The organism is Endozoicomonas sp. ALB115, from assembly GCF_049310245.1.
Taxonomy (GTDB): Bacteria; Pseudomonadota; Gammaproteobacteria; order Pseudomonadales; family Endozoicomonadaceae; genus Endozoicomonas.
Map to the genome: position 1 here is coordinate 79,459 of NZ_JBLYZG010000007.1, position 23,805 is coordinate 103,263.

Here is a 23,805-nt window from a genome sequence, read left to right on the forward strand (position 1 = left end):
GCTCCTGATACTACTATGCCTGTAACCTCTAAAAGCAATTTCTGCACCTCCTGGAGTGGCGGTAAAGATGCCTGTTTTGCGCTCTGGCAATCCACCCAAAAAGGGCTGACCCCAACCTGCCTGCTGACCATGCTCAACGGTGATAAAGACCAGACCAGTTAACAATATCTGTCGCCTGATGTGAAGTCAGCGCAATAAAGCCTGGTACAACTTTTTCGCGGTGACAATCCGGGTCTGCTCTACCGTCTCTCCCAAAAGCAGGATAATGGATGCCCTGGCCTCCTGAAGCGCTGTCATTGCCTCATGCAATGAGGTTTCCGGTGCCAGATTAATGGTTTTTCTCATAAGCTCTCCCACTGAGATATCTGCCTCTTCATTAACCAGACAACGGGCGATATGCCGATAGAGAACAATACCTGTCGGCTTGCCATCGTTCAGGACCACATAACGCTTACAGGGATACGAGCGAATCGTCGTTTCGACAGAAGCGACGGTTGCCTCGGATAACAGACAGACAGCGGGTATTGAGCGCTCAACAAGCTCAGTCAGCTGGCGCTGATGGGAAGTTAGTACAGCATCGGCCAGTTTTCGCTGACGTTTACCAATCACTCCACGCTTATTGTAATGCTTGATAATACTCCGGAGTTCATCACTGCTTCTGTCTTCTTCAACGGGCTTGGGTAAAAGACGGGTCCAGACCAGGGCTAACAGCAAGACAGGTCTGGTCACTGAATACATAAGATGGATAAAGGGTGAATATCTGGCAACGACCCTATCAGCAATCTGCACTGCCAGCAGCTTGGGCAGAACCTTGGCAAATACCAGCATAAAATAAGCGAGCAGTGCCGTAAAAATAACCATCCAGAGATCGTTAAATTCCCTGGCAGCCAGCGCTCCAAGGAAAGTACTGCCAGAAATACTGATCAGCGTGCTTAACAAAACGATCGCTGACAGGTGCTCTCGCTTTTTCTGAAAGACTTGCTGGATAGCCTTTTTATTGTCGGGCCTTTTGTACAGGATCGTGACCAGCCTTAACTCATCCACCGCCACCAATGATGATTCAAGAAGGGATAGAAAAGCAGTAACAGCGACAATCAGGCATGCAAAAAGAACGACCAGGAGCATCCATACCTCCGGAAAAACAGCAATTAGACAGCAGGCAGTTTAATTGGGGGACCAGTAGCTGGGCAAGCCCGCCCGCCTGTAAAAAGCCTGTAATGTATTGTTTTCGACCACGTTTCTTCTTTATTAATGTCAGCTCTATGCTTATTCAGTGCAACTGAAGCACCGGGCAAAGAGCACCTGATTTGCCAGGAGTGTGGATAACGGTGTACTTATTTTATTCAAAACAAAATTCGAATATAATTCGACTTGTATTCATATAACCCTGCTTTTTAACTCCTGCTCTCCACCACGGTGTATTTTCCATGCCAGCAACCGACAAACGGACACAGAGAGAGATAACTATTATTCAGTCCACCCTGACCATTCTTAAGGAAAAGGGCTTTATGGACCTGAAAATGTCTGAAGTTGCCAAACAAGCCCAGTTTTCAATGGGAACCGTATATTCACACTTCTCCAGCAAGGAAGATCTGTTGCTGGGTTGCGCCATCACTATCTCCAGCACGATGGCGACGGTATTCCATAAAGTGCTCAACAGCCCGGTACCCGCCATGGAACGTCTGCTGACGCTTAATATTGCCATCTGGTTGTCTTATGCCAGACAGCCCCATCACTACTTTCTACGACAACTGGCAATGACCCCGGATATCTGGCAACGGGCATCAACAGGACGGGCACAGGCACTGGACGACATCTACCATAAGATGAGCCAGATGGTTAAAGCACAGATTATTGAGTTAATGGCGGACAACCCGGCAATCACTGACCAGAATCGCGAGAGTGCACTGGCTGATATTTTGATGGGCATCTGGAGTCTGGGCGAAGGTCTGTTCCAGATCAGCATGTCCGGGTTTGGCCTGAAACAACCCTCCGTGCAGAAAGACAAAGGCTTCAGCCTGCTTACTTCCAACCTGGCCAAATACCTGCAGGGCTGGGGATGGAGAGCACCGTTTTCACCATCCATGATTGACAACTGCAAGCTTCAGGCTGAGCAGGTTGTTGCTACCTGTATAAGTAGTTAACCAGCCAGAATTTATCGATTCCAGGAACGCGGTACACATCAAGCATGTCTACCAGATACTTCTACCCAACTGTTTTGGAGCTACCTCAGAATGCATCTCACCCCTTCATCCCGATCATCCATCGCCGTGATGGTGTTAATGACGTTCACCCTGCTGACCGGTTGCGATCAGGAGCAAACCGGTCATAAAGAAGTCATCCGCCCAGTAAAACTCTTTCAGGTAAAAGATCCCCAGCAGCAGCAGTTACGTTATTTTCCAGGCAAGGTAACAGCCACCGAAGAAGCCGAAATATCCTTTCGTATACCCGGACAGATCGACAAGATCGAGGTCAAACAGGGCGATGATATTACTGAAGGACAGGTGCTGGCTTATCTGGATGACCGGGATATCCGCAATGAGCTTCAGGATCGTCAGGCGAATTATGAACTTGCCAAGGCCGAGTTTGAACGCGCCAGCTCCCTGTTAGAAAAGAGAGTGATTTCACAATCGAGCTACGATACGGCCAGTGCCAGACTGAAATCTGCAGAAGCAGCGCTGAAATTAAGCCGGGACAAACTGGCGTATACGACACTGACAGCACCTTTCAGTGGCCGGGTTGCCCAGACTCTGGCCGAAGCGCACCAGCAGGTTCAGGCCCAGCAGCCGGTCCTTATCCTGCAAAGCAGTGACCGGCTCGATATCAGCATCCAGGTACCTGAAAGTATCGTTTCCCATGTCAATGCCAATGCGGTCAACAATGGCTATCAGCCCATCGCTACCTTCCCGGGGGCTCCTGGCAAGGAGTTTCCGGTCAACTATAAAGAACATGCGACACGGGTAACTCCGGGTACCCAGAGTTATGAAGTCATTTTCACCCGGATGGCACCCACCAATATGAACATTCTTCCCGGTATGACCGCCACGGTCATTATTGACCTGGCCCGGGTCATCGATACCCGGGGGCAACCAGGATACGTTCTGGTCCCCATTTCAGCCGTATCCAAAACTGACACTGACAATAAGACGGTGGTCTGGCGTTTTGATCAGGATACCAGTCAGGTTGCCCCTGTCGAAGTGACCACAGGACGTATTACCGAAGCGGGAATTCAGGTTCTGTCAGGCCTCAATACCGGTGACCAGATCGTTACCGCAGGTCTCAGTCAGCTATACGATGGCATGACCGTCAAACCGCTGCACAAGGAACGGGGACTATAAGCCATGAATATTGCCGAATATTCCATATCCCACCGGGTGATCAGCTGGATGTTTGTGGTTATCCTGCTGGTGGGTGGTGCAATGTCGTTTTTTGGGCTGGGTCAGCTGGAGTTCCCTGAGTTCACCATCAAACAGGCCATGGTCATTACCCACTATCCGGGAGCTTCCCCGGAACAGGTGGAAGAAGAAGTGACACTGCCATTGGAAGAAGCCATTCAGCAGATGGAGTATGTCAAACATATCGACTCCATCAGCAGCAATGGCCGTTCCCAGATTATGGTGGAGATGAAAGAACAATACGACAAAGATCAACTGCCCCAGATCTGGGATGAAATGCGCCGTAAGGTCAATGACACCCAGAGTAGTCTGCCGCCCGGCGTCTACGCCTCGGTTGTGGTGGACGACTACAGCGATGTCTATGGCATGCTGTTCAACATTACCGGAGAAGGTTATACCTCCAGGGACCTGGAAAACTACGCCGATTACCTGAAACGTGAGCTGGTGCTGGTTGAAGGGGTCAAGAAAGTCTCCATCGCCGGTGCCCGTCAGGAGCAGGTGGTGGTTGAGATGTCCCAGGCCAAACTGGCTAACCTGGGTATCGATCCAGCCTGGATATTCGCCCTGATCCAGAATCAGAATGTGGTCTCCAATGCCGGTAATATGCTGGTTGAAGGGCGTTCCATACGCATTCATCCCACCGGTGAGTTCAATGACATTCATGAACTGGAACAGCTGATCATCAGCCCGCCGGGGAGCACACAGCTGGTTCGACTCGGCGATATCGCCACCGTTCGTCGAGACTTCGATGAAACACCGGACACACTCTATTCCTCCAATGGCCGCCAGGCTCTGTCACTGGGTATTTCCTTCGCTTCCGGTGTTAACGTGGTGGATATAGGCGACGCTATTCGTCAGCGCATTGATGAGCTTCAGTCCGGGCAACCGGTTGGCATTGAGCTCACCAAAGTATACGACCAACCGGCAACGGTTTCGGAATCCGTCAATGGTTTCCTGATCAACCTGCTGGAATCCATTGCCATTGTTATTGTCGTACTGCTGCTGGCCATGGGCGTACGTGCAGGCCTGTTGATGGGCGCTGTTCTGCTGTTGACCATCCTCGGAACGTTCATTGTTATGAAGGTGATCGGCATTGAGCTCCAGCTGATTTCCCTGGGTGCCCTGATCATTGCCCTGGGGATGCTGGTGGATAACGCCATTGTCGTCACAGAAGGGATTCAGGTCGGTATTCAACGGGGACTCACCCGGTTGCAGGCCGCCAAACAGGTTGTCAGCCAGAACCAGTGGCCCTTGCTGGGTGCCACCGTCATTGCCATTATGGCATTCGCACCTATCGGCCTTTCTGATGATGCCACCGGTGAATTCTGTCTGTCGTTGTTCCAGGTGCTGTTGATCTCCCTGCTCCTGAGCTGGATCACAGCCATCACCCTGACCCCTTTCTTCTGCAACATTCTGTTCAAGAAGGACGAGCTGGCTGCCCGACAGGCGGCGGGTGAATCCATAGATCCTTACCAGGGAGCGCTGTTCACCCTGTATAAACAGTTGCTCGGGTTCTCTCTGGTCCACCGCCCCATCACCATCAGCTTGACGGTTCTGGCGCTGGTGCTGGCGATGATGGGGTTTGGTTCGGTGAAAAATGTCTTTTTCCCGCCATCCAACACGCCGATGTTCTTTGTGGATTTCTGGATGCCGGAGGGCAGTGATGTCCGTGCTACCGAAACAAGGGTGGCAGAGCTTGAGCAACTACTGCTGACCCTCCCCGGCGTAAAAAATGTCACAACGGTGATTGGCCAGGGCGCACAGCGTTTTATTCTTCCTTATATGCCGGAAAAGCAATACAGCAGTTTCGGCCAGCTGATTATCGAGACAGATAACCTGGAAGCCATCACACCGCTGATCCCGACATTGGAAATCCGCCTGACCGAAGACTTCGGTGATGTGGAATATCGGATCAAATACTTACAGAATGGCCCTTCCCCCGCCGCAGAAATTGAAGCCCGTTTCTATGGCGAGGACCCGGAAGTATTACGGTCTCTCGCGGTACAGGCCATCAATGTACTGCGTAACGAACCGATGGCCACGCATATACGACACGGATGGCGTAACCAGGTCAGCCTGATTCGCCCTCACCTGGATGAAGCCAGTGCCCGCCGCAGCGGTATCTCCAAACAGGCGTTGGACGACGCTCTGCTGGTGAACTTCAGCGGCCGTCAGGTTGGCGTCTATCGTGAAGGCAGCCAGTTAATGCCGTTGATTGTCCGCTCTCCGGAATCCGAACGCCTGAATGCCGATAGCATTACCGATCTGCAGGTTTGGAGTGCTGACTATAACAGTTATGTGCCCATCACCCAGGCCATTTCCAGTTTTGATACTGAGTGGGAAAACCCGCTGATCATCCGCCGGGACCGTAAACGCATGATGTCCGTGATGGCTGACCCACAGTTGCTGGGTGATGAAACCGCCGACAGCGTGTTGCGCAAGGTGCGTGCAAACATCGAAGCCATTCCACTACCCGATGGTTACCAGCTGGAATGGGGTGGTGCTCATGAACTGTCTTCTAATGCACAGAGTGCGGTGTTTGCCTCAATACCGCTGGGCTATCTGGGGATGTTTCTGATTACTGTATTCCTGTTTAACACCATACGACAGCCTATAGCTATCTGGTGTACGGTTCCCCTGGCACTGATTGGTGTTGTGGCCGGGCTGCTGGCGCTGAATGCACCGTTCAGTTTTATGGCGCTGCTGGGCCTGCTGAGTCTGTCGGGCATGATCATCAAGAACGGTATCGTTCTGGTGGAACAGATCAAACTGGAGCTGGAAGAAGGCCGGGAAGAACATGAGGCCATATTCCACGCCTCGGTCAGCCGCCTGCGGCCCGTCTGTATGGCCGCCCTGACCACCATGCTGGGCATGATTCCACTGTTGTTTGATGCCTTTTTCAAATCCATGGCCGTGACCATTATCTTCGGTCTGGGCTTTGCTACGGTACTGACACTGATCGTGCTACCGGTGATCTATTCCCTGCTGTACAAGGTTAGCTTTAAAGGGTTCAACTACCGGAATATTGCCTACTGATCCATAGCGATGTCGGCTTCTGACGGAAGCCGACTGATGCCACATTTTATTGTTGTTCTTTTCTGGATGGCGGCTTCAGGTTATAGCTCAAACTCTGGTATTCAGGTTCTACAATGCCGAGTCGGCGATTGATCACCACCGTTAAACGGAAGAACAGATTACAGAGCATATTGCCAAACCGATGTAACTCATCCGGCACCTTAATGCCATGGGCGTCTACCTTGACCAGCGCCCTGACTGCCTTTTTGGAGAGCGAACGACAGCTGTGTAGTAATTGCACGGGACGACCGCCCCTGGGAAGGACAAAACCGTGCAGCAGGCCTTCTATCTCTTGCTGGTAGTGATCAAAGTAACCTGCCAGCCACTGTATCTGCTGTTCAAAAATCGCCTGCTTGCCACGGACTGAACCATTCATATGGAAAATTCTGGGTTGCAGTTGATCCAGGAAATCATAGATATCGACAAACCGCTGATCGCCTTCCAGCTCGCTGATAACACCACCGAGCGTTGCACACAGTTCGTCGGTGATAATTTCATAATCACACAGGGGGGAGTCTTCGTAGATAAATGGGTAGCAGAGTTCGCGGATATCGCCGGAGTATTTTAAAGTCATATTAGAGCCTATCGATTGCAGAACCAGCCTTCTGCACCTCCGTGGGAATGCATTCTAGCAGACACTACAGAGCTCATTGATAGTAAAGGTATGATTCCCGCGCAGAGCGCGGGAACGAGAAATAGCGTGGGAACAAGAAGTTTATAGCTCGGGTGACCAGATAAGAGTAGCGAATACACCTCCAGGCTCATCTATATAGCCGTTGGTAGTTGTATAATCCTTATCAAGCAGGTTGACAACTTTAAGCTGTGTTTTCAACTCAGGAGTGACAGCCAGATACGCTCTTAAATCAAACGTACCAAACCCAGGCATTTCAAGCGTATTAGCTGCATTATCCCATGTTTTTCCCTGAGCCCTGAGGGTTCCTCCGATCGCCCATTTGCCAAAATTTCTGTCAACATTCATGGTAAAAAGCTGCTTGGCCCGACGATGCAGCGTTTTGCCAGCATTCGCTCCTGACCGATTTTCCGGATCAACAAAACTCAGGTTGGTATTTAGGTCCCAGTCGAAAATCCGTGAGGTTACCACAAACTCAACTCCACGCATCCTGGCTTTAGCAATATTTTCTGTACGACGCGTATCAGAATTATAATCGAGCATATTATCCATATCATTCTGATACATGCTGACCGACCACTGAGTATTATGACTCCAGACACCCCGTAATTCTAATTCAGTATTTCTGGCTTCTTCTGGCTTCAAATCTGGATTCGGACCATATGGAGAATACAGGTCAACGAATGGAGGAGCTCTGAATGCTGTTCCATAAGAGGCGATCAGACGAGTGTCAGCAGGCAAATCAAAGCCCCAGGACACACTGCCCGTTGTGTTATTGCCATACACTTCATTCTTGTCAAAACGTCCACCTAACTGTAGATCGCTACCAGAAAAAGACGACTGATTAAGAGCAAAAACCCCAACATTATAACGTTCATCAACAGCATAGTTATTACTGGTGGTTACTTTATCGTTTGAATAGTCAACACCCGCAATCAGCAATTGCTCATCAGACCAGGCAATATCATTCTGCCAGCTCAGGGAAAGAATTTCGCCTTCCGCATAGCTCGGGCGAGCTCCTACATCTTTTCGATCATCCTGAACGTAACCCGCATCAATTTTAGTATTCCACAGTTCATTGACCGGCAAGGATGCGTAAACATTGAACGTCGTTTGTTCAAAAAATGAAATTGGATACTCTGGCGCATTGCTACCAAAACTATTATCGTATTCAGCCTTGCCTTCGGAGTGAGAGATATTGACCCCTGCATCAATACCATTTTCAAAGCGATGAGACAAACTGCCCGAAATGGACTTATTACGAAACGCATCATCATCCCAGTCCGAACCAAGCTGATTCGTCGTGCGATCATAGCCTTGAGTTTCAAAAAGACGAGCACCCAAATTGAACTGCGTTCTGCCAACTGAGCCATTAAAATTCAAGCCATATTCACCGGTATTTCGGCTACCACCACCAGCCTTAACCGTCAATTGAGGTTCTTTTCCGCCTTTTCGAGTGATGATATTGATAACACCCCCCACCGCATCAGCACCATACAGTGTTGAACGCGGTCCACGGACAATTTCTATTCTTTCGATTTGATCTGGATCTAAATACTGCAAAGGAGCCTCACCGGCGTAAGCTCCATTCATACGATGACCATCGACGAGAATCAGTGTCTGCTGTGTTTTTGTGCCTCGCAAATAAACTCCCGTCTTACTGCCAACACCACCTGTATAGGCGATTTGAACACCAGGTGCCTGTGTCAAAAGTTCTGTAACGGAAATAGCCTGACTCCGCTCAATCTGCTCCCGATTAATCACCGTCACTGGAGCCAACGTCTCATCAACTGTTTGAGCGGTCCTTGCCGCAGTAACAACAATCTCTCCAAGCTTATAAACCTCTTCTGCAGCCGCAGCAGAACTCATCACAGACATTGCCACAGCAACCGAAAGCCCGGTTCGTGCAAAAACAGAACGATGATTAAACGACATTTTGTTTGCATCCTTAAAGTAAGCGAATTGTCTTAAAAATGGACAGAACTCTGCCTTTTCAGAGCGGACTCTCTTGATGAATTGGTATCTGGGCAGCCACACGCTCTGTGTGGCTTGCCTTTGAGCGCACCGCTTGTAACTGATGGCAGATCATCTCTGCCCCGTCCAGAATCCTGGGCGTTGGTCTGGCAATCAGGTCACTGGGTACCGAAAACAGTTGTTGCTGCTGCACCGCCTGCAGGTTTTGCCACTGGCTCCAGTAGCCCAGCAACTCTTTGCGGGTTTTTGGGGTATCGCCTTGCGGATCAGAACCAATAATGACCTGTGGATCACGGGTAATCAGGGATTCGATACCGATTTTGGGAATACTTTCGGAGACATCACCATAGATATTCCGGCCACCACACAACGAAATAACATCATCAATCACCAGGCCATTACCCACCGTCATCAGTGGGGATCGCCAGATTTCAAAGAACACCGATACCGGCTCACGCCGGGCATACTGACTCTGCAGTGTGTGCAAACGCGCGGTAAAGTCACCAACAACCTGTTCGGCTGTTTTTTCGGTCCCGGCCACCTGCCCGAGACTTCGGAGGGCCTGCTTAATGCCGGTAAAATCCACCACATCGATATGAAAGGTGCTGATGCCCAGGGACTCCAGCTGCTCAATCACCTTTTGGGAATTACCGGCAGTCCAGACCACCACCAGATCGGGCTTCATGGCCACAATGGCTTCCACACTCACATTGGGGTAGCCACCCACATTGGGCAGCTGTTTGACCGCTTCAGGGAAGTCGCTGTGCTGATCAACCGCAATAACACGATCACCGGCACCGGCAGCAAATAACAATTCAGTAGAACCCGGAGACAGACTGATGATTCTGGGCGAACGGGTATCCAGACAGACAGCGCGGTCGCTCATATCGGTCACACAATACTGACTGTCAGACTCGCTGGCCCGGGCAATACTGCAAGCCAACGCAACGGCATTGGCCAATACCATCGCCAGCACCAGCATTAACCGGGGCAGCCTGTTCTTCAGTGTCTTGCAGGGTGCTAAAGGTGTTTTCATGATCTCCCTGAGTCACAATCAATACTCAGGGCGGCACAAGCGGTCACCGGGCTTATCAAAAAAGCCCAGTGTAAAGGAGATGTGTTCCCAGCCGCCAGGTTACCCGCCCGGTTTGCGCCTGCATGTACAGACTTCTTGGGCTTTGCAAAGGCAGGTCTCCTGACTCTGGCATCATCGTTCCCGGCAGCCTTCCCGGTTGAACCAGTGGCATAAATCGCGGAGAACTCTTCCATTACAGTTGCGGGTACAGTCGGGGTTTTTCACCCCGTTCCCTCTTTTGACCGGTTCAGCAATAGCCGACATGCGCGGTCAAAAGTGTCGTGATTCATACCAATCACTGACGAACCCCTTACAAAGTTGCGCAATATTACCCAAACCGTTGACTTAAATCACTAGGGGTTTGTGGATTTTTTGCCGTTTATCTTGCTACTGGTACATCATTTCGATGAGTTTGATGTGTACAATCTCCGTTCACCCTGAGCGAAGTCGAAGGGTGATTGGCACAGTCTTTATTCAGGGTATGGTGTTTACGCCCTTCTTCCGTGCATCCTGAGCCGAGCCGAAGGGCGATCAGGACGAACGAAATTTGGGCATCATTGATAGAAGAAACCCATCAAATACATCGAAACCGTTTACCATCAGCCTGTTTTGCTTTTCTCGGATGCCTGCCAGAGGACCTCCCCCTCATCCTGTCGGGCACAATGACGGCCAAGGACGTACATAAGATCGGACAAACGATTCACAAATTTCAGTAATGGTTCGTTGATCTTTTCACCACTTTCCTGAAGCGCTTCGTTTAACTCGATAATATGCCGCTCCGCCCGGCGGGATACGGTTCGGGCCATATGGCAATGGCAGGCAGACTGACCACCACCGGGCAGGGTGAAGTTTGTCAGAGGCGGCAATGGTTCATTGAGTTCGTCAATCAGAGCCTCAATCGCCCTGGTATGGGCTTCCTGAATCAGCTGATAGCCCGGCATGGCCAGCTCACCCCCCACATCAAACATCCGGTGCTGGATATCCTGAATCTGTTGCAACTGGTTTTCAGTGACTTCATTGCCCTGCTTCAGGGAGTGGATCAACAGGCCAAGCCAGCTGTTGGCTTCATCCACGGAACCAATGGCGTGGAGCCGGGGGTGTGACTTTGGCAGCTGCTGGCCATCGCCAATGCGGGTCATGCCCTGGTCGCCAGTTCGAGTGTAGATACGGGTTAGCCGGTAGCCTTTTTTTTCAGTCATAGCTCAGGTTCTTCCAGTCAATTTTTGCACCACAAAGCATTGTTAGTGTTTTTCTGCACTCAGTGGCTTTGTGGTTCAGCCTCACACAGTGCAAAGATTTTACTCATATCAAGATGCTCTTCGATAGCATCCGCCATTCGGTTAATGCCCTCTTCCCGCAACAGGTGATAATCAATCCTTGAAGCTTCCTGCAAACCGGCCCAGGTCAAAATGGCGGTGCAGGCATCGGGCTGTTCAAACACGCCATGGAGATAGGTGGCAAATATCTGACCATCGTCAGACATCACCCCATCCACCTTCTGATCCAGCTGGATTAACGGTTTTTCCAGGGCCGTGCCGGTGGTCACCCCGGCATGAATTTCATAGCCGGTGACGGGCACAGGTTCCTGGCCCGGCAACTGCATAGTGCCACTGACCCGGGTGAGTGTCTTCTGACGAACCATGGTGGTTTCCAGATCCAGAAGACCCAACGCTTGTGAGCTGCCGGCGGCACCTTCAATGCCTTCCGGATCATACACTGCCTTACCGAGCATCTGGTAACCGCCACAGATCCCCATCAATTTGCCACCGTAGCGCAGGTGCCTGAGGATATCCTGATCCCAGCCGTTGTCTTTGAGAAACGCAAGATCGGTTCGGGTATTTTTGGTCCCCGGAATAATGACCAGATCACACGCCGGAATGGACTGCCCTTTTCCAACAAAGTGAATATCCACTTCAGGGTGCAGGCGCAGAGGGTCGAAGTCGGTGTGATTGCTGGTGCGGGTCAGAATCGGCACAGCTACCTTCAACAGGGTTTTCCGGTCTGCAAGCTGTTGCTGGGCAATCACCGCATCTTCTGCCTCCAGATGTAACCCATGAAGGTAAGGCAAAACGCCCAGTACTGGTTTGCCGGTCTTCTCTTCAAGCCAACGGAGTCCGGGCTCAAGCAGTTTTACGTCACCCCGGAAACGGTTGATCACAAACCCTTTTACCCGCGCCTGTTCGGACTCCGAGAGCAGCGCCAGGGTACCGTACAGATGGGCGAAAACCCCGCCCTTATCGATATCCGCAATGATAATCACCGGACAGTCCGCTTGTTCCGCAAAGCCCATATTGGCGACATCGCCTTCGCGCAGATTAATCTCTGCCGGGCTACCGGCTCCCTCCACCAGCACGGTTTGATATTGGCTCTGCAAACGGTGCCAGGAACGCAAAATGGCGGCCATGACTTCCGGTTTACAGGCATGATACTCAGCCGCATTCATTTCCCCCACGGCTTTTCCATTAACGATCACCTGGGCACCGATATCACTGTTTGGTTTCAGCAAGACCGGGTTCATGTCCGTATGAGGTTCAAGCCCTGCCGCAGCCGCCTGAAGCGCCTGGGCCCGGCCAATCTCACCACCATCCCCGGTGACAGCGCTGTTCAGTGCCATATTCTGGGGCTTGAAAGGTGCTACCAAAATACCATGACGCCGGAATACCCGGCAAAGTCCTGCGACCAGGGCACTTTTCCCAGCGTCACTGGTTGTACCCTGTACCATCAAAGTGTGTATTGGGTTGCTGCCCATAGCGGGAATTCCAGCCTGTCAGAAAGGCATGGATTATAAGGGCAGAAAAACTCAAGGGTAAAAAATATTTAATAGAAGAACTTTTAATAGAATAAAGAGTCTAATCGAGCGTACCTGACGCAACCCCGGGTTAACGATTCTATGGAGACCAGTGCAGCGGCCAAATTGTCAGCTCCACAACAATGTACAGGTTCTGCCATAGATTCTGAACCAGTCAGCACTGAAAAAGATCAGGTTCCGCCAGGCAGGTCCGGCAACTTCCGAGGGAGAGTGTCCCGCACTCTTTCCATGTTACTGCCTAATACAGAAAGGCCTGAAGCAGATACCAGACGGCACAGCGGTTGTTTTTCGTCGGTGTTTAATAGAGCGGTGACCCGAAACAGTCTCGTCCAAACCCGGATGAGTCCCGATAGCCCACCGGGAAATAAATCTGGCAACGAAACAACCGCAACAAATGACATTAACTCCAACTTCATTCAGATATGGTCTCCGGTGAAAAAAACCATGATAACTATTCCATCTTATGATTCTGATCAGAAAGCCTACTCCCTGGCAATGAAAGCGTACATTCTGGATATTAAACAGCTGTATGATCTTTCCAAAGGTAAATCTGTCGAGGGAATTGATACCTCCAGAATTGATCTCAGTGATATTAAGGGTAAAAAGTCATGGGATCTTCAAAGTGCCCAAAGAATGAGAGAAGAATGGGCATTTGAATTGACAGGACATATATCCTCCGAGCATGCGTCATGACTTAAATGCTGTCTTTACCCGGTTTCCCGTCCGTTTCTTCTCCCAACTCTCAGGAAGGCTGGCAGGAATTTTGTTAATATTCAGCCCCAAAAAATTTTCAACCTGTGGTTTCTTATGAGTCGTATTTTTTATTCTCTGCTGTTATATCTGATATCCCCCCTGGCAATGGTCCGCCTCTACTTGCGTTCAAAAAAAGCACCAGAGTACTGGCAGAGAAAGAGAGAACGATTTGGCTTCTTCAGTCTTCCCGCCTCCGATAAACCCATTATCTGGGTACACTCGGTATCCATGGGAGAAACCATTGCCAGCGGCCCGTTGGTAAAGCAATTACAGAAGAATTACCCAACCCATCGAGTGTTAATTACCACCATGACCCCCACTGGCTCGGCCCAGGTTGGCAAAATTCATGGCGACAGCGTGGACCATGTCTATGCCTGCTATGACCTTCCCTGTGCTGTCAGGCGATTTCTGGACAAGGTAAAGCCAGTCATGGCCATCGTCATTGATACCGAGCTATGGCCCAACACCATTGCCGCCTGCCACAAACGTTCGATTCCCGTACTGGTGACCAATGCCCGACTCTCCGAACGCTCGGCAAGAGGGTATGCACGCTTCGGCTTTCTCACCCGTCCCATGCTCAAACAGATCAATATGGTTGCTGCCCAGAACCAGGAGACGGGTCGTCGATTCCTGGAGCTTGGCCTGCCCGGGCAACAGCTCAACGTTACCGGCAGTATCAAGTTTGATCTGGATGTTGCTCAGGAAATCATAACCTCAGGTCAGGCACTTCGGCAGAAGTGGCAGCAGGGTATGGGCAGTGACATTCGTATTCTGGTGGCCGCCAGTACCCATGACGGCGAGGATCAGCAGGTACTTGATGCGTTTAAAATCATTCTGGCAGCATCACCGGAAGTACGACTACTGTTGGTGCCCAGGCACCCTGAGCGGTTTGACCGTGTCCACCAGCTGATCCTGGACAACCAGCTCCCTGTGGTCCGCCATAGCCAGGGAACCCAGCCTTCTGATAAGACCAGGGTTATTCTCGGGGACACCATGGGCGAAATGATGAAGCTGTTCTCCGCCTCTGATATAGCCTTTGTGGGTGGCAGTCTGGTACCAACGGGCGGACATAATCTGCTGGAACCGGCGGCATTAAACCTGCCGGTGTTGTCCGGGCCTCATGTGTTTAATTTTGAAGAGATCAGCGAATCTCTGATTCAGGCGGGAGGTTTGAGCATTGTTAACGATAGCGAAGCGCTCGCCCGGAGCGCCATCAGCCTGGTGCAGGATAAAGAGGAGTATAAAAGCATGAGCCATCATGCCGGAGAGTTTGTCCGTAACAACCGGGGAGCACTGCAAAAGACATTGATGCTGGTTGATCAGCTTATGCCGTCCGGCAAGTAAACATTGTTACAGTCCGGGGCGTAAGTTGGTGCTGGAAGATTTGGTGGCCAGCATTGAATCCACCGCAGGATCAATATTCAAACGACTGCCGTCTACAAAATAGTAATCGTTACCGGATTGCAGCCCCTGGATGGACAATTTGCCAAGAATCCGATTCATAACCCTTTGCTGTTCTTCCAGGTCTTCATAGGCAAAGGTCTTCAGAAAGGCCTCTGCCAGAGAACACCCTTCATCCACATAAGATTTCATACGGGTTTCGCAGTTCCTGATATGCTCATCCATGACATTATCGTCCATAGCCGGGTATCTACTCATTATAGAAGAGTGGATTCAGTATCTGCGGCTATTTGACTCCAAATAAAAATGGCTCCACTTACGAGCCATTTTTACGGAAACGCCATGATGATCAGTAATTAACCACCGCACTGATCCGGAACAGACAGCTCGTCACTGGCATCCGTCATCCACTGGTTCAACTCTTCGAGATCGGTCGGGCTGAGAGTTCCCACAGCCTGTTTGAGCTTCAGTGTATTGACGATAAAGTCATAACGGGTGTTCAGATAGTTACTGATGGAAGAGTAGAGTTGCTGCTGAGCGTCCAGAACATCAGTGATGTTGCGAGTACCCACTTCATAACCACTCTGAGTCGCTTTCAGGGCACTTTCTGACGAGATAATCACCTGACAGCTGGCATGAACCCGGTCCACATCGGAGGTAGCGGTTCTCAGCAGGTTACGGGTATTGGCATTGGTACCCCTGAGCTGCTGATCGTAATTTTTCTGGGCTTCTTCCAGTTGATAGCCTGCCTGACGGGCAGCAGAGCTGGTAGCGCCACCAGCGAAGATCGGTAGATCGAACTGAACGCCAACAATGGTGTCAGTACGATCGCCAGAAAGAGTACCGTTTCCAGAGGCCTGACTGGAATTGTTGGAGCTGTAGTTATAGCTGGCAAACGCATTAACTGTTGGAGCATGACCAGACTTGCTGGCTTTTACTTTGGACTCAGAAGCCGTTAACCCTTCCCGGGCCGCTTTCAACCCCAGGTTATTGGCCAGTGCCATGCTTACCCACTCTTCAGGATTTTTTGGCATTGGCGCAACCACTGGCATTGCCTTCTCCAGCTGGGCAATATCGGTAACATCCTGGTTTACAATGGTCCGCAGCCCTTCGTAGCTTACAGAGACTTGGTTCTCAGCCTGAATGCGGGCTACGCGGGCATTGTCATAAGCTGCACGGGCCACCAGCACGTCTGTTTCTGCAATCAGCCCCACATTGTAACGTTCACGAGCCTGATCCAGTTGCTGCTTTAATGCTCTTTCCTGGGCTTTCGCGGTCATCAGGCTGTCTTCCGACCGGAGCACATTGAAATAGGACTCTGCCACACGCAGGATCAATTGTTGCCGGGCATTGGCAAATACGGCAGTGGCCTGATCCCCGACAGACTTGGCCTGCTCATAATTGAACCAGCTGTTCATATTGAACAGTGGTTGAGTTAATGTCGCGCCCCACCCATGAGAGTTATAGTTTTCATCAGTATCTGAACCATTCGTCAACTCAGAAGATGTCTTGTTATATTGCGTTTTAGCAGACAGCCCCAGGGTGGGCAGCAATGCAGAACGGCCCTGGTTAACCGTCTCCTGAACCGCTTTCATGGAGGCCTCGGCCGCCGCCAGCTGGGCATCATTCTTCAGCGCCATATTGTATACATCGAGCAGATTGTACTGAGTTGGTGCAGCCTGCACGTTTAATACTGCACCCGCCAGGGCGGCAAGCAGAAATCCTCTACGACTATTTCGTGACATAATCTTGTGATCCTTGGAAAGTTCGCCAGTCATTCTTCACCGGTTAACGGTAGCCTGACTGGTTCCTGGTTGGGGATAAAATCGCTGTAGCAAACTCAGATCGAGGAAATCTACACTAATTTGCACAAAAAATGCAGTAGTATGACGAATTCCTCTATGGATATTGCTTCTTCAGGGTGAAGGCAGGAGGACGCTATAATAGGTGCTATGAAAAGACATTCGCTGAAACCCAACTACCGTGTCAACCTGATCCGCCTGCAACAGGTTTGTGAAAGTAACTACCTGCGTCTTATGCGTCTGCTGCCTGAGTTATCAGATCAGGAGCATTTTCGCCTGCCGGTTAAGCACAAAAACAGTTTGGCAAGCGGCGTGGAATGGCTGGTCATTGACGTTTTGGAACGGTCACCATTTACCACTTTGTTAATGTTGCAGATGGAAGCTGACTGGGGACAATTATTCAATATGCCAAAAGCCGAAGTGCGCCTTTATCACGACGTTAAGATGGCCGAAATTGTCTCCCGAAAAACCAGCCAGATAATACAGCCACGGTACGATTATCCCAATAGTAAAATGCATCAGCCTGATGAAAAAGAGCAGCATAATCAGTTTCTGGCTCAATGGCTTGATTACGCTTTACCTGCCTGTCGAACTTATACAGAAAAGACAGGATAACGAAGACACTGATACAAACAACCGATGAATACCGCCAGAATTCGAGTCCTGCAGATTACCGACCCTCACCTCTTTGCTGATTCCGGCTCGACACTGATGGGAGTGAATACCTCGGCGACCCTGGATGAGGTGCTGGCAAAAATACAGAAAGACTACCGGGAACCTGATTGCCTTCTGGTCACCGGAGACCTGAGCCAGGATGACAGTGCCGCCTCCTATCATCACCTGAAAGAAAAACTGTTAAAAATCAATGCGCCCAGCTACTGGTTGCCGGGCAATCATGATCAGCCCCATCTTATGGCGGCGATAAACCCATCGGCGCTGCAAAAGCAGATTATTCTGGGTAACTGGCAAATAGTCCTGCTGAACACTCAGGTCGAAGGCAAAACACACGGCTATCTCAGGGAAACTGAGCTGGAACAGCTGGCTACCTGTTTGCAGCAGGAGCCGGACAAACATACGCTTCTGGCTCTTCATCATCACCCGGCTCCCATCAATAGCCGGTGGATGGATCAGATCATGCTGCAAAACCCGGAGGAGCTGGCCAGGGTCATCACTGGTCACAACACGGTCCGGGGCATCATTCACGGCCATGTGCACCAGGCCAGAACCTATCAATTCTGCGATCTTCCCGTTATGGCAAGCCCTTCGACCTGTGTTCAGTTTGCGCCTGAGTCAGATGATTTTCAGGCGGATACCAGGCAGCCGGGCTTTCGTGTGGTTGATCTGTTGCCAGACGGTCAGATAGAAAGCATCGTTGTAAGAGTGGGTGATAAACCAATGAACGTTGACCTGAGATCAAACGGTTACTGACAGACCATCAACAATCGATGGTCAATTTTCCGCTGAATACTGAAGCACTGCCACTGTCAGCAGTACTAGGAGCCTGTCCGAGAATAGACTACCCTACTGCGGTGGCAGCAAATTGGTCTAAAAAGTCGGAAATTTTTAGCAAATAGAACCACTATTCACTAAAAATTTCCGACTTCTTATCCTCAATTTTCTGCCATCCTCGCTACGGGCGCTATTCTCGGACAGGCTCCTAGCCCGGATATTTCAGAATTAATCGATTAGAATCATATAACCATTTTTTATTAAATAGGTCCGCATCCTTTATCTAAATTTATTGTTAGGAGCAGTAAACATAAGGATGTAGTTATGACCAGGATAAAGTCCATGCATCAGGATGAGTGGGACGATGCTTTGTGGAACAGCAATCACGAACACAAAAAGGCTAAAGCACGCAAAGCAAGGCACAAGGGGCTTAAATCATCAACCATAAGAAAGGGCATTGAAGACTACTTTGAGAAAAGCAAATTGAAAAACAGTATTTCAGAAAGTTTTCAAGAGCTTGATGATTTTGATGACGTCAACCAGCCCAGCTATAAACCCCGCCTCTGAATCATATCACCAGCCCAAAAATGCCACTTATTGAATGTGGCATTTTTTATTTATGGCATCGCCGATAGAAATGGTTCATAAATAAGGCATAACTTCAATAGCATCAGTAGTAACGCTTTTCTGAGCCAGTACATGGTTTCAATGAGTTTGATGGGTTGTCGTGCCTCCGCACTCCGTTCGTCCTGAGCCTGTCGAAGGACGGAAACTCCGGACTCTGATAGATCGTGCCAAGCACCCTTCGTCCGTGCATCCTGAGCGGAGCCGAAGGACGCTCAGGGTGAACGGAGATTGTACACGTCAAACTCATTGAAACCATGCACTAGTTGCCATAAATGTTCTGTACTGATCAGAAATCGACTGTACGATTATGGGGCAATGACGAATGACAACACCTTCCGAACTCCAATACCTCCATGGCTTTGGTAACGAACATGAAACCGAAGCCCTGAAAGGAGCCCTACCCATCGGGCAATTCAATCCGCAACGTGCGCCCATGGGGCTCTATGCAGAGCAGTTCTCCACAACCGCATTCACCGCACCAAGACATCAAAACAGAAGGACCTGGATGTACCGGATTCGCCCGTCAGCAGCCCAGGGCAAGTTCCAGCCAATAGCATCAAACCTGCTTCGCTCTGGCCCGGTTACTGAGGTGCCAACGTCCCCGGACCCGATGCGCTGGGACGCTCTTGACCTCCCGACAGAAGAAACCGATTTTGTTGATGGCCTGGTCACCATGGCGGCCAATGGCGACCTCCACACTCAGACCGGCTCTGCTGTGCACATGTATCTGGCCAACCGGGATATGACCGACCGCTTCTTTTACAACGCCGATGGTGAGCTGCTGTTCGTCCCTCAACAGGGAGCCATCCTGGCACGTACCGAGCTGGGCCACCTGCATGTGCCTCCCGGCGAGATTCTGGTTATCCCCCGGGGCATCAAGTTTCAGATTCAACTTCCGGAAGGCACAGCCAGAGGCTATATCTGCGAAAACTACGGTGCACCATTGACTCTTCCCGAACGTGGGCCGGTAGGAGCCAATGGTTATGCCAATGATCGGGACTTCCATTATCCGGTGGCCTGCTTTGAAGATATCGACGGTGAGTTTGAACTGGTGGCCAAGTTTGCCGGAAACCTGTTCAGCTGCACCCTGGATCACTCTCCCCTGGATGTGGTCGCCTGGGTGGGTACTTCTGCCCCCTATAAATACGACCTGTCCCGCTTCAATGTGATCAACACCGTCAGCTTCGACCACCCAGACCCCTCCATCTTCACCGTATTAACCTCACAGAGTGACACCCCCGGGGTCGCCAATGTGGACTTTGTTATCTTCCCGCCCCGCTGGATGGTGGCTGAAAACACCTTCCGCCCCCCGTGGTATCACCGCAATGTCATGAGTGAATTTATGGGGCTGATTCACGGCACTTATGACGCCAAGGAACAAGGATTTGTGCCCGGCGGAGCCAGCCTCCATAACTGCATGAGCCCCCACGGGCCCGAGGCTGAAGTGTTTGACAAAGCCAGTGCCGCAGAGCTGAAGCCCGTGCGCTACAAAGACACCATGGCCTTTATGTTTGAGTCCCGCTTTATCTATGCGCCAACCCGGTTTGCGCTGGAAAGTAATGCCCGCCAAACCGACTATATTGATTGCTGGAAAGGGCTCAAGAAGCACTTTAGCCGATAAGTAGCTAACCATATGGAATCGAATATTTCTGACTCCTTGTGCTGGCACTCTGCTTCGTTACAACTCCGGTCACATAGCTACGGCTATGCTCCCTCCGTTGTGCCTCGCATAGTACCAGCCCAAGTAGCCAGAAATATTCGATTCCATATGGCCAGCTACTTACGAATAAAAAACTTGCCGTTTTTCTCACATACGCCGGAGACTGAAAGCCCATCATGCTAGCACTCAATGAAACACACGATGTCAACCTGACCAGCTGGGTTACATCAGCCAATAACAAAAACAGTGATTTCCCCATTCAAAACCTGCCCTTTGCCATCTTCCGACGTAAAGGCAGTGGTGAATCTTTTCGGGCAGGTGTCGCCATTGGCAACCAGGTTCTGGATCTTGCCGCCGTTTCCCACACCTCAGCTTTTTCACAGAAAGGTGCATCAGGACTGTCCAGTGAGGCCCTGGCAACGTGCGGTGATGAAACCCTCAACCGATTTATGGGGCTTGGTCTTGAGCACTGGTCATCCCTGAGATCGGCGTTATCCAAAGCCCTGCGCGCCGGAGCCACGGAAGAAGCTGAACTCTCGGGCTGTCTGGTTGCCATGGACGATGTGGAATATCGCCTGCCCTGCCAGATTGGTGATTACACCGACTTTTATACCTCCATCCACCATGCCACCAGCGTAGGTTCACTGTTCAGACCCGATAACCCATTGCTGCCCAACTACAAATGGGTGCCCATTGGCTACCACGGCCGTGCATCGTCTATTGATGTATCAGGCCAGAATTTTCACCGCCCTTGCGGCCAGACCAAAGCGCCGGATGCTGACACTCCCTCTTTTGGTCCCTGTAAACGGCTGGATTATGAACTGGAAATGGGGATCTTCATTGGCCCCGGCAATGCCCCGGGAGAACCGATCACGCTGGATCAGGCTGATCAACACGTATTTGGTCTCTGTCTGTTTAATGACTGGTCCGCCCGGGATATTCAGGCTTGGGAATACCAGCCACTGGGGCCATTTTTATCCAAGAGTTTTGCTTCCACCGTGTCCCCCTGGATTGTCACCCTGGAAGCGCTGGTGCCTTACCTGACCAGCTTTGAACGCCCTGCCAGTGATCCCCAGCCACTGCCTTACCTTGACTCTCGGAAAAACCGCCAGCAGGGCTCCATTGATATTCAGCTCTCTGCTCATCTGCTGAGCAGACAGATGGAACAGGCAGGAGATTCACCTGCGAAACTGTCCCAATCCAGCTTCCGTCATTCCTACTGGACCATCAACCAGATGGTGGCACACCATACCGTAAATGGCTGCAACCTTCGGCCGGGTGATCTGTTTGGCAGCGGCACTCAGTCAGGACCCAACCCGGAAGAAGCGGGTTCCCTGCTGGAGCTGTCCCATGGTGGTAAACAACCTCTGCCTCTGCCCAACGGTGAAACCAGAACATTCCTCGAAGATGGCGACACCGTTATTTTCAACGGCTGGTGTGAAAAAGCCGGACATGCCCGTATCGGCTTCGGTGAAGTGCAGGCGACGATTTTACCGGCTCAAGAGGTTCTGCCTGCCGGGACTGGAGAATAAACACCATGAAACTCTACAGCTACTTCCGCTCCTCGGCTGCCTATCGGGTAAGAATTGCCCTGAACCTGAAAGCGCTTGATTATCAACAATCGCCCATCAATCTTCTGAAAGGCGAGCAGAACTCGGAGGAGTATCAACAGATCAACCCCCAGAGACTGGTACCCACATTCACCACCGACAAAGGAATGCTCACCCAGTCACTGGCCATTATTGAGTGGTTGGAAGAGTCATTCCCGGAACGCTCCATTATCCCCGGAGATCCCTGGCAAAAAGCCCAGCTTCGTAGCCTGGCTTACCAGATCAGCTGCGACATCCACCCGATCAATAACCTCAGAATACTGAAATACCTGCAGCAGGAACTGGCCGTGAGTGACGATGCCAAAACACAGTGGTATCAGCACTGGATTCATTCAGGCTTTACCGCACTGGAAGCACAGCTGGATGACCAGCCCTTCTGCTGCTCGGCACAGCCCTCCATAGCCGACATCTGCCTTGTACCACAAGTGTTTAATGCCCTGCGCTTTAAGATGAATATGTCAGACTTCCCAAAAATCCATAAAATCTACCAGCACTGCAATACGCAGCCTGCCTTTATTGATGCGGCACCGGAAAACCAGCCGGACGCTGTGTAAGGGATTATTGTCGCCACCCGCTGCTTGCAAAAGCTCAGGAGGTTCCGCTTTTCGGGTAGCGGGCAGCGTCTGTAAAAATAGTCATCCGAAAAAGCGCAACAGTGTCCGCGTCACCAACTCTGGTTTCTGGGCATGAACCCAGTGACCCGCTCCCGGTATCACCCGCATGGATGCTGATGGAAAGAGAGCCAGCACCTGCTCACGGTGTTCCGGCAAAATATAGTCAGACTCGCCACCCTTGATAAACAGGGTTTTATTGGCAAAACCCGTATCAGACTCCTGCCCTGCAAGAATTTCCATATAATGCGCCATAATCACAGGCAGATTTACCCGCCAGCGATAGAGCCCCTGCTCATCACGGTAGAGGTTTTTCAGCAGAAACTGACGCACACCTTGTTCTGGTTCATAAGCTTCCAGAAAACGGTCTGCTTCAGTACGGCTTTTCAACGTGTTCAAAGGCATGGACGACAACCCTTCAAGAATACTGTCGTGTCGCCTTTCCTGATAAGTGACCGGCGCAATATCGATCACAGCCAGCCTGGTGACGCGCTCCGGTGCCATCAGGGCAATGGTCATCGCCACCTTACCGCCCATGGAATGCCCCAACAAATGCACTTTCTCAAGCTGGTTATCATCCATATAGGCCAGAACATCTTCCGCCATGACCGGATAATTCATAGCCTCATCATGGGGTGAGCGCCCATGATTGCGCAGATCCAGCCCATGAACACGAAATGATTCAGCAAGACCACGGTTGATCATCCCCAGGTTTTCCCCAGAGCCAAACAGACCATGCAAACTGATCACATCAGCCCCCTGCCCCTGCTGCCTTGCGTACAATTTCATGTTTTCACTGCTTCTCTTATAGCCCGGATATTTCATAAACGTGCTCCCGCTCTCGCTTGTCCTTTGCCCCTCTAAGGGAGTTTTGTTCGGTCGACCGTACTCCCCGGTACGGCGCTCCCTCACAAAATCCCTTAGAGCGACAAA

The 23,805-nt window shown here is 50.9% G+C and carries 21 protein-coding genes and 1 riboswitch; of the genes, 12 read left to right on the forward strand and 9 right to left on the reverse strand.

What is annotated here, in order from left to right:
- The first annotated feature begins 15 nt into the window (after positions 1-15).
- Positions 16-162, forward strand: coding sequence for a hypothetical protein (locus ACO6VE_RS05010; protein ID WP_422450474.1), 147 nt, complete (start codon positions 16-18; stop codon positions 160-162).
- 24 nt (positions 163-186) lie between these two features.
- Here ACO6VE_RS05010 and ACO6VE_RS05015 read toward each other — a convergent pair whose 3' ends face one another.
- Positions 187-1,125 (reverse strand): CNNM domain-containing protein, encoded by a 939-nt coding sequence (locus ACO6VE_RS05015; protein ID WP_422450473.1) that lies wholly within the window; start codon positions 1,123-1,125, stop codon positions 187-189.
- A gap of 302 nt (positions 1,126-1,427) precedes the next feature.
- Here ACO6VE_RS05015 and ACO6VE_RS05020 point away from each other — a divergent pair, with 302 nt between their 5' ends.
- The 3 genes from ACO6VE_RS05020 (at position 1,428) to ACO6VE_RS05030 (ending at position 6,431) form a co-directional block, all read left to right on the forward strand.
- A complete protein-coding gene (locus ACO6VE_RS05020) occupies positions 1,428-2,144 on the forward strand; it encodes a TetR/AcrR family transcriptional regulator (protein WP_422450472.1) in 717 nt (238 codons plus the stop codon).
- A 90-nt stretch (positions 2,145-2,234) separates the two neighbouring features.
- On the forward strand, positions 2,235-3,338 hold the full coding sequence (locus ACO6VE_RS05025; RefSeq protein WP_422450471.1) for an efflux RND transporter periplasmic adaptor subunit: 1,104 nt from the start codon (positions 2,235-2,237) through the stop codon (positions 3,336-3,338).
- A 3-nt stretch (positions 3,339-3,341) separates the two neighbouring features.
- Positions 3,342-6,431 (forward strand): efflux RND transporter permease subunit, encoded by a 3,090-nt coding sequence (locus ACO6VE_RS05030; RefSeq protein WP_422450470.1) that lies wholly within the window; start codon positions 3,342-3,344, stop codon positions 6,429-6,431.
- A 46-nt stretch (positions 6,432-6,477) separates the two neighbouring features.
- Here ACO6VE_RS05030 and ACO6VE_RS05035 read toward each other — a convergent pair whose 3' ends face one another.
- From ACO6VE_RS05035 to ACO6VE_RS05055, 5 genes are all read right to left on the reverse strand, one after another.
- Positions 6,478-7,044 (reverse strand): cobalamin adenosyltransferase, encoded by a 567-nt coding sequence (locus tag ACO6VE_RS05035; RefSeq protein WP_422450469.1) that lies wholly within the window; start codon positions 7,042-7,044, stop codon positions 6,478-6,480.
- A 141-nt stretch (positions 7,045-7,185) separates the two neighbouring features.
- Complete coding sequence (locus tag ACO6VE_RS05040) at positions 7,186-9,036, reverse strand: TonB-dependent receptor domain-containing protein (protein WP_422450468.1); 1,851 nt, start codon at positions 9,034-9,036, stop codon at positions 7,186-7,188.
- Between the two features lie 58 nt (positions 9,037-9,094).
- Positions 9,095-10,111 carry a cobalamin-binding protein gene (locus tag ACO6VE_RS05045; protein WP_422450467.1) on the reverse strand — a complete coding sequence of 339 codons (1,017 nt, stop codon included), beginning with the start codon at positions 10,109-10,111 and terminating at the stop codon, positions 9,095-9,097.
- A 132-nt stretch (positions 10,112-10,243) separates the two neighbouring features.
- Positions 10,244-10,431, reverse strand: a riboswitch (cobalamin riboswitch).
- A gap of 318 nt (positions 10,432-10,749) precedes the next feature.
- Positions 10,750-11,349: a cob(I)yrinic acid a,c-diamide adenosyltransferase gene (locus ACO6VE_RS05050; RefSeq protein ID WP_422450466.1), complete on the reverse strand. Its 600-nt coding sequence runs from the start codon at positions 11,347-11,349 to the stop codon at positions 10,750-10,752.
- Between the two features lie 59 nt (positions 11,350-11,408).
- Positions 11,409-12,899 (reverse strand): cobyric acid synthase, encoded by a 1,491-nt coding sequence (locus ACO6VE_RS05055; RefSeq protein WP_422450465.1) that lies wholly within the window; start codon positions 12,897-12,899, stop codon positions 11,409-11,411.
- 504 nt (positions 12,900-13,403) lie between these two features.
- Here ACO6VE_RS05055 and ACO6VE_RS05060 point away from each other — a divergent pair.
- Positions 13,404-13,652 (forward strand): hypothetical protein, encoded by a 249-nt coding sequence (locus ACO6VE_RS05060; RefSeq protein WP_422450464.1) that lies wholly within the window; start codon positions 13,404-13,406, stop codon positions 13,650-13,652.
- 114 nt (positions 13,653-13,766) lie between these two features.
- Positions 13,767-15,056, forward strand: a complete 1,290-nt coding sequence (gene waaA / locus ACO6VE_RS05065; RefSeq protein WP_422450463.1) for a lipid IV(A) 3-deoxy-D-manno-octulosonic acid transferase — start codon at positions 13,767-13,769, stop codon at positions 15,054-15,056.
- A gap of 6 nt (positions 15,057-15,062) precedes the next feature.
- Here waaA and ACO6VE_RS05070 read toward each other — a convergent pair whose 3' ends face one another.
- Both ACO6VE_RS05070 and ACO6VE_RS05075 read right to left on the reverse strand, forming a co-directional pair.
- Positions 15,063-15,353, reverse strand: a complete 291-nt coding sequence (locus ACO6VE_RS05070; protein WP_422450462.1) for a hypothetical protein — start codon at positions 15,351-15,353, stop codon at positions 15,063-15,065.
- 116 nt (positions 15,354-15,469) lie between these two features.
- Positions 15,470-16,858 carry a TolC family outer membrane protein gene (locus ACO6VE_RS05075; protein WP_422450461.1) on the reverse strand — a complete coding sequence of 463 codons (1,389 nt, stop codon included), beginning with the start codon at positions 16,856-16,858 and terminating at the stop codon, positions 15,470-15,472.
- 207 nt (positions 16,859-17,065) lie between these two features.
- Here ACO6VE_RS05075 and ACO6VE_RS05080 point away from each other — a divergent pair, with 207 nt between their 5' ends.
- The 6 genes from ACO6VE_RS05080 (at position 17,066) to maiA (ending at position 22,815) form a co-directional block, all read left to right on the forward strand.
- Positions 17,066-17,530 carry a DUF1249 domain-containing protein gene (locus ACO6VE_RS05080; protein WP_422450460.1) on the forward strand — a complete coding sequence of 155 codons (465 nt, stop codon included), beginning with the start codon at positions 17,066-17,068 and terminating at the stop codon, positions 17,528-17,530.
- Between the two features lie 24 nt (positions 17,531-17,554).
- The gene (gene cpdA / locus ACO6VE_RS05085) at positions 17,555-18,343 is read left to right on the forward strand and encodes a 3',5'-cyclic-AMP phosphodiesterase (protein ID WP_422450459.1); all 789 of its coding nucleotides are present in this window, start codon (positions 17,555-17,557) and stop codon (positions 18,341-18,343) included.
- A 363-nt stretch (positions 18,344-18,706) separates the two neighbouring features.
- Positions 18,707-18,931, forward strand: coding sequence for a hypothetical protein (locus ACO6VE_RS05090; protein ID WP_422450458.1), 225 nt, complete (start codon positions 18,707-18,709; stop codon positions 18,929-18,931).
- A 382-nt stretch (positions 18,932-19,313) separates the two neighbouring features.
- The gene (gene hmgA, locus ACO6VE_RS05095; RefSeq protein ID WP_422460055.1) at positions 19,314-20,612 is read left to right on the forward strand and encodes a homogentisate 1,2-dioxygenase; all 1,299 of its coding nucleotides are present in this window, start codon (positions 19,314-19,316) and stop codon (positions 20,610-20,612) included.
- Positions 20,613-20,827: 215 nt separating this feature from the next.
- Complete coding sequence (gene fahA, locus ACO6VE_RS05100) at positions 20,828-22,183, forward strand: fumarylacetoacetase (RefSeq protein WP_422450456.1); 1,356 nt, start codon at positions 20,828-20,830, stop codon at positions 22,181-22,183.
- Between the two features lie 5 nt (positions 22,184-22,188).
- Positions 22,189-22,815, forward strand: a complete 627-nt coding sequence (gene maiA / locus ACO6VE_RS05105; RefSeq protein WP_422450455.1) for a maleylacetoacetate isomerase — start codon at positions 22,189-22,191, stop codon at positions 22,813-22,815.
- Between the two features lie 81 nt (positions 22,816-22,896).
- On the opposite strand, the gene ACO6VE_RS05110 is transcribed toward maiA, so the two are convergent.
- Positions 22,897-23,661: an alpha/beta fold hydrolase gene (locus ACO6VE_RS05110; protein WP_422450454.1), complete on the reverse strand. Its 765-nt coding sequence runs from the start codon at positions 23,659-23,661 to the stop codon at positions 22,897-22,899.
- Positions 23,662-23,805 lie beyond the last annotated feature (144 nt).

Bases quoted from the DNA above. Each gene is read 5' to 3' on its own strand.
- waaA (WP_422450463.1), top strand. From the start codon at position 13,767: ATGAGTCGTATTTTTTATTCTCTGCTGTTATATCTGATATCCCCCCTG.
- fahA (WP_422450456.1), top strand. From the start codon at position 20,828: ATGCTAGCACTCAATGAAACACACGATGTCAACCTGACCAGCTGGGTT.
- ACO6VE_RS05075 (WP_422450461.1), bottom strand. From the start codon at position 16,858: ATGTCACGAAATAGTCGTAGAGGATTTCTGCTTGCCGCCCTGGCGGGT.
- hmgA (WP_422460055.1), top strand. From the start codon at position 19,314: ATGACAACACCTTCCGAACTCCAATACCTCCATGGCTTTGGTAACGAA.
- ACO6VE_RS05060 (WP_422450464.1), top strand. From the start codon at position 13,404: ATGATAACTATTCCATCTTATGATTCTGATCAGAAAGCCTACTCCCTG.
- maiA (WP_422450455.1), top strand. From the start codon at position 22,189: ATGAAACTCTACAGCTACTTCCGCTCCTCGGCTGCCTATCGGGTAAGA.
- ACO6VE_RS05090 (WP_422450458.1), top strand. From the start codon at position 18,707: ATGCATCAGGATGAGTGGGACGATGCTTTGTGGAACAGCAATCACGAA.
- ACO6VE_RS05035 (WP_422450469.1), bottom strand. From the start codon at position 7,044: ATGACTTTAAAATACTCCGGCGATATCCGCGAACTCTGCTACCCATTT.
- ACO6VE_RS05055 (WP_422450465.1), bottom strand. From the start codon at position 12,899: ATGGGCAGCAACCCAATACACACTTTGATGGTACAGGGTACAACCAGT.
- ACO6VE_RS05080 (WP_422450460.1), top strand. From the start codon at position 17,066: ATGAAAAGACATTCGCTGAAACCCAACTACCGTGTCAACCTGATCCGC.
- ACO6VE_RS05070 (WP_422450462.1), bottom strand. From the start codon at position 15,353: ATGGACGATAATGTCATGGATGAGCATATCAGGAACTGCGAAACCCGT.
- ACO6VE_RS05045 (WP_422450467.1), bottom strand. From the start codon at position 10,111: ATGAAAACACCTTTAGCACCCTGCAAGACACTGAAGAACAGGCTGCCC.
- ACO6VE_RS05030 (WP_422450470.1), top strand. From the start codon at position 3,342: ATGAATATTGCCGAATATTCCATATCCCACCGGGTGATCAGCTGGATG.
- ACO6VE_RS05020 (WP_422450472.1), top strand. From the start codon at position 1,428: ATGCCAGCAACCGACAAACGGACACAGAGAGAGATAACTATTATTCAG.
- ACO6VE_RS05050 (WP_422450466.1), bottom strand. From the start codon at position 11,349: ATGACTGAAAAAAAAGGCTACCGGCTAACCCGTATCTACACTCGAACT.
- cpdA (WP_422450459.1), top strand. From the start codon at position 17,555: ATGAATACCGCCAGAATTCGAGTCCTGCAGATTACCGACCCTCACCTC.
- ACO6VE_RS05025 (WP_422450471.1), top strand. From the start codon at position 2,235: ATGCATCTCACCCCTTCATCCCGATCATCCATCGCCGTGATGGTGTTA.
- ACO6VE_RS05040 (WP_422450468.1), bottom strand. From the start codon at position 9,036: ATGTCGTTTAATCATCGTTCTGTTTTTGCACGAACCGGGCTTTCGGTT.
- ACO6VE_RS05010 (WP_422450474.1), top strand. From the start codon at position 16: ATGCCTGTAACCTCTAAAAGCAATTTCTGCACCTCCTGGAGTGGCGGT.
- ACO6VE_RS05015 (WP_422450473.1), bottom strand. From the start codon at position 1,125: ATGCTCCTGGTCGTTCTTTTTGCATGCCTGATTGTCGCTGTTACTGCT.
- ACO6VE_RS05110 (WP_422450454.1), bottom strand. From the start codon at position 23,661: ATGAAATTGTACGCAAGGCAGCAGGGGCAGGGGGCTGATGTGATCAGT.